We start from the raw sequence: 10,828 nt of genomic DNA, 5'->3' as shown, positions 1-10,828 counted from the left end.
ATTCTACATTATCAAGTATTATATTAATCTCATAGTTATGTTTGACCTCACCGTCAACCACTTCCGAATGTTTGTACACCTCATAATTTTCTATTTCACTATACTTGAACTCCTGACCATTGATTATAGCCAATTCCAAATTATTATAAAAAAAGGTCCTTCCAAAATCAATCTCAAGTGTTGGTTTGCCATACTTTTTGAAAACACGTTGTCTTTCTCTGTTCAGATACCAAAGAAGTGCACCCGAAATTATTATAAACGCTGATATTGCAATAGCAATAATAGTACTATTATCCATAATGATTTTGACTTTATTAATTATTAAAAACAATAGAAATAAGTCCAATGCGAAGGGAGACAACATAAAAAGCGTGGACTTTACGCTGTACCGACTTCCAAGGTATCGCCAAACACCCAATCAACCATATACAACAGTAAAAGCCCACGCCGATGAGGACGCAGGCATTACCTTGTCATCTTTGGTTGATTTCTGTTAAATTGGCGATTTTTGGAAATCCACAAGATACAAGCTAACGCTCTTTATATTATATGTCTTATAACTACATCTATACCATAGGCAATATTATTTTTTAATTAACACTACAAAATTAATACTTTTTTCTCTTTTACAAGAAAAACAAAAAGAAAATGGTAATAGTCAATTAGATACATATAAGTCTCCGTTAAATATATATAAAAAATCGGTCTTAAAAAATGCTTAATCTTAATCAAGATATATCATTGTTGATTATCAACGCATTACATATTGGACAGAATAATAGTCGGGGCTTTCTTGACTTGCATTCAATAATTTGCAGTAGTATATTTGCAAAAAAGATTATAAGTCCTTAAGAGACAATGGTTTTACGTTAATCCATGCCGAACAGAAGTCTTGTATATTAAAATATCCAAGAGGCGAAAAACAAATAACCGTCATTGTACGGAATATATTATTTAATTTAATGATAGAGGAATATTATGAAGAGCTATTTACACAATACAGCCTCAACAAAGAAGACAGTACCGTGATAATTGATTATTTCAAATCACTTGCGGAAATTGTAATTGAATTTTATAATAAGTAATTTTATGGAAAAGAATTGTATAATTTGGACACGTGTATCAACAAAAGAACAAGAAAAGAACGGTGGTAGCTTAGAATCACAACGACTATGTTGCACTGAATATGCCCAATCTAATGGTTACAATATAGTTAAGGACGGCTATTTTGGTGGAAAACACGAATCAGCTAAAACACCAGGTATATTTATAAAGAAAATGATATCTGCAATCAAGACTAAACGTAATATCAAATATGTTATAGTATCTGTAATAGATAGGTTTTCAAGAAATGCAGGACAAGGTATTAATATGTTTAATGATTTATTGAATATAGGAGTAACCATTATTGAGGCTACAACAGGGCTAAATACTGCTGACCACAGCCAAAAACTGATGTTGCAAATGAAGCTATGCTTTGCAGAATGGGATAACGCAAACCGTACTGACAAATTCACAAGTGGGCGTAAAAATTGCTTGAAAAGTGGAGTATATTGTGGGGCTGTACCAATCGGTTATGATAAGGAAGGGAAAAGCATAAACAGAACCTTTACCATTAATTCGGATGGGCAATTAATCAGAAAAGCCTTCCAATGGAAACTACAAGGTATGGCTAATTGCCAAATAATAGAAAAATTACGTCCTTTTGGTTTAATTCTTTCAAAACAAAAGTTGCACCACATCCTGACTAATGTATTTTACGCAGGAAAAATAAAGCATAAAATGTTAAACTATGAAATAATAGACGGCAATCAGCCGCCCATAGTTAGTTATTCAGATTTTTTGAAGGTACAAGAAATACTAAGTGGGCGTACAGGTGTTTACAAGCACAAAAAAGAAGCTACACAGTTCCCTCTAAAGCGTCATGTATTATGTTCCAAAGACCATACACCTTTTACAGCATATACGGTAAAGAAAAAGAATATCAATTACTATAAATGTAATTGTATAGGATGCAAAACAAATGTATCAGCTAAAAAAATGCACAGTAAATATGAAGAACTATTAGAGAGTTATGATATACCACAAAAATTTATTGGAATAATGAGAAAAATTATCTCCAAAATGATAAATTCAGAGCAAGATGAACGCATGCAAAGCATTTCACTGTTAAAAAAGCAGAAAAGCGAAAAAGAGAGTAAATTAAAGAAATGCAAAATAAGGTATGGTATGGGAGAAATAGATGATGAAATTTATTCAATGACCGTTGAGGCTCTACAATCAGATTTAGCAAATATTACCCTTGAGCTATCCAAGTTTGATAAAGATTTATCGAACCTTGACAACCGTGTAAATGATATACTTGCAATGTGCTGTCACTTAGGCAGTTTTTGGAGAAATGCAGATTTAGAGACAGCTCAAAAGCTCCAAAACTTACTATTTCCACAAGGTATTTTATGGGATAAGGAAAAAGACAATTATCGAACCTTTAATGAAAATGCAGCACTTTCAGTTATACGCAGAATTTCAGGAGATTACAAGAACAAAAAAGAGGAAAATCCTTTTGGAAATTCCTCTAAAGACAATTTGTGCGCCTGATAGGACTCGAACCTACACGTCTCACGACACCAGATCCTAAGTCTGGCGCGGCTACCAATTACGCCACAGGCGCGTGAGAAGCTTTATTTCTCATTTGCGATGCAAAGGTACGCATTTTTTTTACTCCTGCAAACATTTCACTGATTTTTTTTCAAGAAAGTACATGCTTCCTCAATTATCGTATCCTTTCCGCGTAAAATATCCTCTTCTGTCATATCAACTTTAATATCCGGTTCGATGCCAAACTCTATTTGATTCATTTCAGCATCATACATTGGAGCCGCAGAAAATCTTATTGACCATCCGTTTGGAATCTCTGACGAGAATGGCAGACCGGAACCGCCTCCTGTTTTATCTCCCATGATTGTCACTAACGGCATATTCTTCATACAATTTACAAAATCGTTAGTTGAGCTATATGAACGTCTGTTTGCCAGGACTACAGCCTTTCTTTGCCAACGTACCCCATTCGAGGGTTCAACATATACAGGTTCCGGTTTTGAAAAATCATCATGTCCCGGTCCCATTTTGTGCGACATATAGCCGACAAGTATCTTTTCATTTGTAAATCTTGCAGCCAGTTTCTGCGCTGTAGTCAGATTTCCACCTCCGTTGTTTCTTACATCAATTATCAGACCATCACAAAGTTCCATTTCTTTCAGCATATAATCAAGATTTCCATCCCCTATTCCATCTGAGAAACTGGAACAGTACACGTAACCTATATTATTTTCTAGAATCTGATAAGTCAATCCAGAAGTTATTACATAATCTTTCCCTAAATAATTACTCTGAATACTATCGCTGAAGTTACGCGGATAAGCATCAAACCACTCTCTATACTGCGAAGTACCGTATCCGCTACTTAAATTTACATGTCCGTCACGCAGTTCGTTGACCATTTCCGACAATACTTCAAACAGATTATAGTTTGACATATTTGAAGTTATACGCTTTGAATATCTTGAATACACTTCATCCCAGTCCAAACCATATGCTTCATTCTTATAGTCAAGAAAACAATATTGTTCATCTATTATCCTCCACAACGACTCAAAGTTTGCCTGAGGAGTATTACCGGAAACATCTTCTCGGATGCAGGATAAGGACATCACAGCCAAGGATAAACAAAGCAATATTGCATATAAAGAGTTATTCTTATGTTTCATATCAAAAAATCATTTAATCAAAACGGACTAACTTTTTCCGGAAGACTTATCTTATTTTTTCCTCTCAGCATTTGGAAGTTACGAACAAAGCCTATCATGAAATTATGCGAGTAAAGATGGCTCTTCAGATTGTTGACCCTTGCCTGCTGTATATCGCACAGATAACCGGCACGCATTATAGTCTTGCCTAGAGGGAAATCTACAGTAAGCATCTGGCGCAACGAAGGAGCATTATGACATGATGTAAACAACACATTTTTTCCACCATGTCCTAATGAAAATATTTCGTAATAAGACTGCCCATACTCCGGCGAAAACATCACTCCCATAAAAGGGAGATTAGCCTGATACCTGAAAGTCATAGGATAACCGGCTATTCTGAGTTTATATATAGCCATCGCAGAAACATCAATACTGCCGTAAACTTTTGCCTGAGCAGGATTATTCGAATTACGGGTATTATAAATAAATCCCCCATTAAGATCCAGCATCGGACCAAACAATATTTTCAGTCTATCATCCACATTATATTGATAATGCAATGCATATGTCCAGTTAAACATTCCGGAATATGATTTTGACGATTTTGAAATATTGTCAGTGCTTGACGCATTGACCTGCACTATGCGCTGTGCAGAAACATGCCCATCCATTAGCCTTGTCATGCGCATACTTTCATGCATGAATCTCAACTCCGGTCCGCAATATTCCAACGGTGAAAGATATGTATCGTATACATTTGATTTTCCCACACCAATCATTACAGAACGTACGAGATACTTATCATGCGACAGCGAATCTTGTGCCAACACTCTGACACAAGACATCAATAGCATAAGCAAGGCTGATATATATAATCTACACATAATATTAGAATAACTTCATCTGACCGTCATCTTCGTTCACTGTTTCTTCTTCATTATTCTCCTCTTCAACCGCTTCAGGTTGCACTTCGGGTTCTTCTCTTATTATAGGTTCCAGTTCTTCTATCTTATCCACAGAGAAAGTGGTAAGACGTTTACCCTTGGCCTTGAAACTCTTCACTCCTACAAATTCTTCGGCATCTACTATCAGCGGCTCTCTGAAACTGTCGTGACCTCCAAATACAACATTCACTCTCGGATATGTTTCCGAAGTAAGAAGCAACAATTCATTCTGTTTGTTCTCACCAAGGAAATTCTGTCGTTTAGAACTTTGTTCGAAACAGAATCTCTTCAGATATGGGTAATTCTGCTGGTCGGCATCATAAAGCACGGCAGTCCATACCTTATCCGGATCATATTTCTCCAAGATCATTATATCCGAATCATAATGATTGTTCAAGTCAAAATCAGTGGTATAGAATTCTCCATTTTTATGTACCACCAATATGCAGTCTTCACTTTGGAATTCTCCCAAGTATTCACCGCGTCCGTCATAATTAAGACGAAGCACGTCATAGTCGAACCATACTTTTCTGCCTCCAAGAGTAGACCCACCCTTATGCTTGAGACTTATCTTATGAACCTCCAGACGAGTAAGCAGGTTTCCCATAGACTGACGTCCCTTTATGGATATCTCACTGAAATCACGTTCCAGAATCAGTTTCTTTATTCTTGGGTTTGGTCTGAGAGCAACTTTCACCACTTCAGCCTCACCGTTAGGATTGGCAGTGAAATACATTATCTTCGACCCCGGATTACCTTGAGTGACATCATACTCACGGTCACGTATCATAGAGGTGACATTGAAACGTTTTATAAAATACGCCCCATCCTTACCATCGCGGTATATCACATTGTATATCGTACGTTTGTCATTCTTCTTGAAAACATTCACATACAGAATATTCTTACCCACGAAAAGCTTGTCGCTTATTCTTACTATCTTATACTTACCGTCCTTATAGAATATTATAACATCGTCTATATCGGAACAGTTGCACACGTATTCATCCTTTTTCAGCCCGGTACCTATGAAACCTTCCTCACGATTGATATAAAGTTTTTCGTTTGCTTCCGCCACCTTGGTAGCCACAATAACATCGAAGTTTCTGATTTCGGTTTTACGTTCAAAGTTCTTGCCATATTTGGCCTTCAGTCCCTCGTACCAGTTGATGGTATAATCTGTGATATGAGCAAGATGATTGTCTATTTCTTCTATTTCACCTTTCAGACGTGCTATAAGTTCATCGGCCTTATCCTTATTGAACTTCAGGATACGTGCCATCTTTATCTCCATCAACTTCAATATATCCTCCTTAGTCACTTCGCGTACCATTTTAGGATAGAACGGAGTAAGACGGTCGTCAATATGTTCGCATGCCGCATCCATATTTTCAGCCTGTTCGAACTTGGCATCCTTATATATACGTTCTTCAATGAATATCTTCTCCAGTGAAGAAAAATGTAGAGCTTCCAGCTTTTCCTCGCGTTCGATGTTAAGTTCCTGTCGGAGCAAATCCAGAGTATTGTCTGTAGATTTCTTAAGCACATCGCTCACAGAGAGAAAATGCGGTTTCTTATTGTCTATCACACAGCAGTTTGGAGATATATTCACTTCGCAATCCGTGAATGCATACAGGGCATCAAGTGTCTTGTCCGACGAAACACCCGGAGCCAGATGAACAAGAATCTCAACCTTTCCGGCTGTATTATCTTCTACCTTCTTGACCTTGATTTTCCCTTTTTCTACGGCCTTAAGGATAGAATCTATAAGCGAAGATGTAGTTTTTCCGTATGGAATTTCACTGATACACAGAGTCTTATTATCAAGTTTGGAAATCTTTGCCCTTACGCGTACTACCCCGCCACGTTCTCCATCGTTGTATCTAGACACATCTATCGAGCCACCAGTCTGGAAATCAGGATAAAGCTGGAAAGTTTCACCTTTAAGATAAGCTATGGCAGCATCGCACAACTCATTGAAATTGTGTGGAAGAATTTTTGATGACAGACCTACGGCAATACCTTCTACACCTTGCGCTAAAAGTAAAGGAAATTTCACGGGCAAAGTGATAGGTTCCCTGTTTCGTCCATCGTATGACGACTGCCACTGAGTAGTTTTCGGGTTGAAAACCACATCTAGAGCGAATTTAGACAAACGAGCCTCGATATAACGTGGAGCAGCCGCACTGTCACCTGTAAGGATATTACCCCAGTTTCCCTGGCAGTCAATAAGAAGTTCCTTTTGCCCCAGCTGTACCAGCGCATCACCAATTGAAGCATCACCATGTGGATGAAACTGCATGGTATGACCTACGATATTTGCAACCTTATTGTACCTCCCGTCGTCCAGACGCTTCATAGAGTGCAGAATTCGTCTCTGCACAGGCTTAAGTCCGTCATTGATATGCGGTACGGCTCTTTCAAGTATTACATACGATGCATAGTCAAGAAACCAGTTCTGATACATACCGCTCAGCTGATGCCTCACAGCATCATTCGACGTATCAGCCGGTTTATAATCGGAATGACCTTCACCCCCCTGTAGTTCGTTCTCTTTATCAAATGTATCTTCGCTCATTTTTAGTATTTTAATCAAGAATAAAACAGTCTTTGCAAATTTAAGAAAAAAAGAGGATATACCACGAAAAGATATATCCTCTTATTTAGACTATTTAATTTAAAAATCTGTTATTTAGCCACTTTTTCGAGCCATTTCACCATGAACAGCATTACTCCCATAGAAATGAGACATACTATCATGAATATAGCCCAACAGTATGCGATAGGAATAGCATTATACATAAGAGGGCCTATCCATAACAACAGGTTACCTACAGCAGTTGCACCAAGCCACAATCCCTGGCAAAGCCCCAGAAGATGTTTCGGAGCCACCTTCGAAACAAATGAAAGTCCTAGTGGCGAGATGAACAATTCAGCTACAGTAAGAAGGAAGTAAAGAACTATAAGTACCCACGCTCCAGCTTTCACTTGCTGGTCAATAGGAAGATCTCTGTATTCTGCAGCCGAAGGATAACCCATCACAAGTGAATATCCTGCAAGGAATAGATAAGCCAGACCTGCGATAAACATACCGATGGCTATCTTGCGAGGAGTAGAAATTTCCTTTCCTCTTCTTGAAAGAGAGCCAAAAATCATCATGATTATCGGTGTTAATGTAATCACGAAGAATGGATTTACAGCCTGCCATATTTCAGGGGCTATAGTAGATGTATCGACAAAATCTCTAGCAAAGAGTGAAAGCGAAGTTCCGTTCTGATGGAAAGAGAACCAGAAGAAAATAACAACACCAAGAACTGCAAACAATGCATACAGACGCTGTTTGATTTCCTTCGCCATAGCTGCTTTTTCTTCGGCAGTATAAGTGACAGCTGCAGCAGCTTCTTTCTTTCCCGGATTTGGGAATTTGCTCTTGGTAACAAAGAATATAACCAAAGATATGAGCATTGCAGCTACCGAAGCGACAAATGAGTAATGAATACCTTCGTTAAATATCTTAAGATACACTTTACAAGAATCCAACATATCCGGCGTCTGTCCCACACATTGAGAAATAAGCTGATTCAAATTTCCCATAGCTTCGGCCGACATTTTGTCTGCACCTTTATTTATATATTCATGACAAAGAGCCGGAAGACTCGCATTATAAACCATATTATGCGCACTCAGCCACCAACTTCTCAACAGAGGAGCAACAAACGGAGCTATAAGTCCACCAACATTGATAAATACATAGAATATCTGAAACCCTGAGTCTCTCTTACCCTTAGCTTCCATCAGTTCCTTTTCGCCTTTTGCAGCAGCCTCGGCTTCAAGGTCATCATACATTTGACCTACTATAGCCTGAAGATTACCTTTGAAAAGCCCATTACCGAAAGCAATGAAGAACAATGCTACACAAGTAAGTGTGAGCAACCATGTAGTGTTTCCGGAATTTGCTGTAACAGGAACAGACAGAGCAATATATCCTATGGCCATAATTACCAGACCGGCCATAATTGTACCTTTATAATTCTGCTTTCTATCTGCTATAAGACCACCTACAAGGCTCAACAAATAGATACCTGCATAAAAAAATGAATAGATAAGTGTACTTTTCTCCTCACTTATACCGAATTTAGAACAAAGGAACAAAACCAGTACAGCATTCATGATGTAGTAGCCAAAGCGCTCACCCATGTTAGAAAGTGCTGCAGGTATCAGTCCTTTAGGATGCTTGTTGAACATAAATAATGAAGATTAAATGATTAATGATTAAATTTTTATGCAAAAATAAAGAAAAAACGGATAATGCACAACACTAAAGCGACTAAACACAACACTACATAGACACAATAACACCAAAACTGGAAAAACATTGAATACAGAAAACCTGGTCAAGAGGTCCATTACCCCAAGTATGCACAAAAAAAGGAGACTGCCCGTTATGGACAGCCTCCTCGTAATAGTATCTTTCAGTACTAATTATTCAGCCAATTTGTTGTCTGAACCCAATACGTTGATAATTTTGTGCTTGTAAAGTTTTTCCATGTTGTCACGAGCTGGACCAAGATACTTACGTGGGTCGAATTCAGCTGGTTTTTCAGCGAATACTTTACGTACAGCAGCAGTCATAGCAAGACGAGAGTCAGAGTCGATATTGATCTTGCAAACTGCAGACTTAGCAGCCTTACGCAACTGATCTTCTGGAATACCGATAGCAGCTTCCAATTTACCACCATACTGGTTGATTGTATCAACTTCTTCCTGTGGAACTGAAGAAGATCCGTGAAGTACGATAGGGAATCCTGGGAGTTTTTCCATAACTGCATCCAATACGTCGAATGCCAATGGAGGAGGAACCAAACGACCTGTTGCAGGATCAACATGGCACTGTTCTGGTTTGAATTTGTAAGCACCGTGAGAAGTACCGATTGAGATAGCCAATGAATCGCAACCTGTACGAGTAGCGAAGTCGATTACTTCTTCTGGGTTAGTGTAAGTGTGGTGGTCAGAAGAAACTTCGTCTTCAACACCTGCCAATACACCAAGTTCACCTTCTACAGTTACGTCGAACTGGTGAGCATATTCTACAACTTTCTTAGTCAAAGCAACGTTTTCTTCGTATGGAAGGTGTGAACCATCGATCATTACTGAAGAGAAACCAGAGTCGATACAGCTCTTGCAAGTTTCGAATGTATCTCCGTGGTCAAGGTGAAGAACGATTTCAGGATGTTCGCAACCCAATTCCTTTGCATATTCTACAGCACCCTGAGCCATGTAACGCAACAAAGTAGCGTTAGCATACTGACGAGCACCTTTAGAAACCTGAAGGATAACAGGTGATTTTGTTTCAACTGCAGCCTTAATGATAGCCTGCATCTGTTCCATATTGTTGAAGTTGAAAGCAGGGATTGCATATCCACCTTTGATTGCTCTGGCAAACATATCTCTTGTGTTCACCAAACCTAAGTCTTTGTAATTAACCATTGTTTTTACTATTTATAATGTTAGTGATTAAATTCCTATGCAAAAATAGTAATTTATACATTCACGTTATACTTTTTAAAAGAAAAAATACGCAAATAATATTATACATAAAGCTATTTACCATATTATTTTAGACAGACACTCACATTATGCAATGTAGATATTGCAAGTTAGATATTTACACCAGCAATAAAGGTTTCATACACATTATATTATAATAAAGACATTACAGAAAAAGAATTTTACAAAAAATCAGCCACAAAGTTTTTCCATTTAAAAGAAAAAGCATATCTTTGCAACCCGAAAAAGACCATTACACACGACTAAGTGTTACCAGCTAGTCAAAAAAACAATAATAATAAAGTATATACTGAAATGAAAAAAGGAATCCATCCAGAAAACTACCGTCCGGTAGTATTTAAAGACATGTCAAACGGTGATATGTTTCTTTCTCGTTCAACTTGTGCTACAAAAGACACAATTGAATTCGAAGGCGAAACTTACCCATTGGTAAAGTTGGAAATTTCTAACACTTCTCACCCGTTCTACACTGGTAAGTCTAAGTTGGTTGACACAGCAGGACGTGTTGATAAGTTCATGAGCCGTTACAACCGTATTAAGAAATAAAAAGATACGGACTGAAAAATT

Annotated in this window: 8 protein-coding genes and 1 tRNA gene; 2 read left to right on the top strand and 7 right to left on the bottom strand. The window is 37.9% G+C overall.

What is annotated here, in order from left to right; genetic code table 11:
• A partial coding sequence (locus I6E11_RS05350) for a hypothetical protein (RefSeq protein WP_235336825.1) occupies positions 1–298 on the bottom strand: 298 nt, incomplete at its 3' end.
• 791 nt (positions 299–1,089) lie between these two features.
• Between I6E11_RS05350 and I6E11_RS05345 the strand changes: the two genes are divergently transcribed.
• A complete protein-coding gene (locus tag I6E11_RS05345; protein WP_235336824.1) occupies positions 1,090–2,598 on the top strand; it encodes a recombinase family protein in 1,509 nt (502 codons plus the stop codon).
• Here I6E11_RS05345 and I6E11_RS05340 read toward each other — a convergent pair.
• From I6E11_RS05340 to I6E11_RS05315, 6 genes are all read right to left on the bottom strand, one after another.
• Positions 2,590–2,671, bottom strand: a tRNA-Leu gene (locus tag I6E11_RS05340). The two genes, I6E11_RS05345 and I6E11_RS05340, sit on opposite strands and share 9 nt — an antisense overlap.
• A gap of 64 nt (positions 2,672–2,735) precedes the next feature.
• A complete protein-coding gene (locus I6E11_RS05335; protein WP_394800105.1) occupies positions 2,736–3,767 on the bottom strand; it encodes a S41 family peptidase in 1,032 nt (343 codons plus the stop codon).
• 17 nt (positions 3,768–3,784) lie between these two features.
• On the bottom strand, positions 3,785–4,633 hold the full coding sequence (locus I6E11_RS05330; RefSeq protein ID WP_394800104.1) for a DUF3316 domain-containing protein: 849 nt from the start codon (positions 4,631–4,633) through the stop codon (positions 3,785–3,787).
• A gap of 4 nt (positions 4,634–4,637) precedes the next feature.
• Positions 4,638–7,271: a DNA gyrase/topoisomerase IV subunit A gene (locus I6E11_RS05325; RefSeq protein WP_235336823.1), complete on the bottom strand. Its 2,634-nt coding sequence runs from the start codon at positions 7,269–7,271 to the stop codon at positions 4,638–4,640.
• A 110-nt stretch (positions 7,272–7,381) separates the two neighbouring features.
• On the bottom strand, positions 7,382–8,938 hold the full coding sequence (locus I6E11_RS05320; RefSeq protein WP_235336822.1) for a peptide MFS transporter: 1,557 nt from the start codon (positions 8,936–8,938) through the stop codon (positions 7,382–7,384).
• A 237-nt stretch (positions 8,939–9,175) separates the two neighbouring features.
• Positions 9,176–10,180: a class II fructose-bisphosphate aldolase gene (locus I6E11_RS05315; RefSeq protein WP_235327807.1), complete on the bottom strand. Its 1,005-nt coding sequence runs from the start codon at positions 10,178–10,180 to the stop codon at positions 9,176–9,178.
• 375 nt (positions 10,181–10,555) lie between these two features.
• Here I6E11_RS05315 and I6E11_RS05310 point away from each other — a divergent pair, with 375 nt between their 5' ends.
• Positions 10,556–10,807 (top strand): type B 50S ribosomal protein L31, encoded by a 252-nt coding sequence (locus I6E11_RS05310; protein ID WP_087428283.1) that lies wholly within the window; start codon positions 10,556–10,558, stop codon positions 10,805–10,807.
• Positions 10,808–10,828: the final 21 nt, after the last annotated feature.

This window comes from Bacteroides caecigallinarum (assembly GCF_021531075.1).
Classification (GTDB): domain Bacteria; phylum Bacteroidota; class Bacteroidia; order Bacteroidales; family Bacteroidaceae; genus Phocaeicola; species Phocaeicola caecigallinarum_B.
Note: the sequence above shows the minus strand (reverse complement) of the source record. Positions and strands in the feature narration are given on the sequence as shown.

Excerpts from the sequence above, each read along its gene's own strand:
- I6E11_RS05345 (WP_235336824.1), top strand. The coding sequence starts at position 1,090 with ATGGAAAAGAATTGTATAATTTGGACACGTGTATCAACAAAAGAACAA.
- I6E11_RS05335 (WP_394800105.1), bottom strand. The coding sequence starts at position 3,767 with ATGAAACATAAGAATAACTCTTTATATGCAATATTGCTTTGTTTATCC.
- I6E11_RS05330 (WP_394800104.1), bottom strand. The coding sequence starts at position 4,633 with ATGTGTAGATTATATATATCAGCCTTGCTTATGCTATTGATGTCTTGT.
- I6E11_RS05325 (WP_235336823.1), bottom strand. The coding sequence starts at position 7,271 with ATGAGCGAAGATACATTTGATAAAGAGAACGAACTACAGGGGGGTGAA.
- I6E11_RS05320 (WP_235336822.1), bottom strand. The coding sequence starts at position 8,938 with ATGTTCAACAAGCATCCTAAAGGACTGATACCTGCAGCACTTTCTAAC.
- I6E11_RS05315 (WP_235327807.1), bottom strand. The coding sequence starts at position 10,180 with ATGGTTAATTACAAAGACTTAGGTTTGGTGAACACAAGAGATATGTTT.
- I6E11_RS05310 (WP_087428283.1), top strand. The coding sequence starts at position 10,556 with ATGAAAAAAGGAATCCATCCAGAAAACTACCGTCCGGTAGTATTTAAA.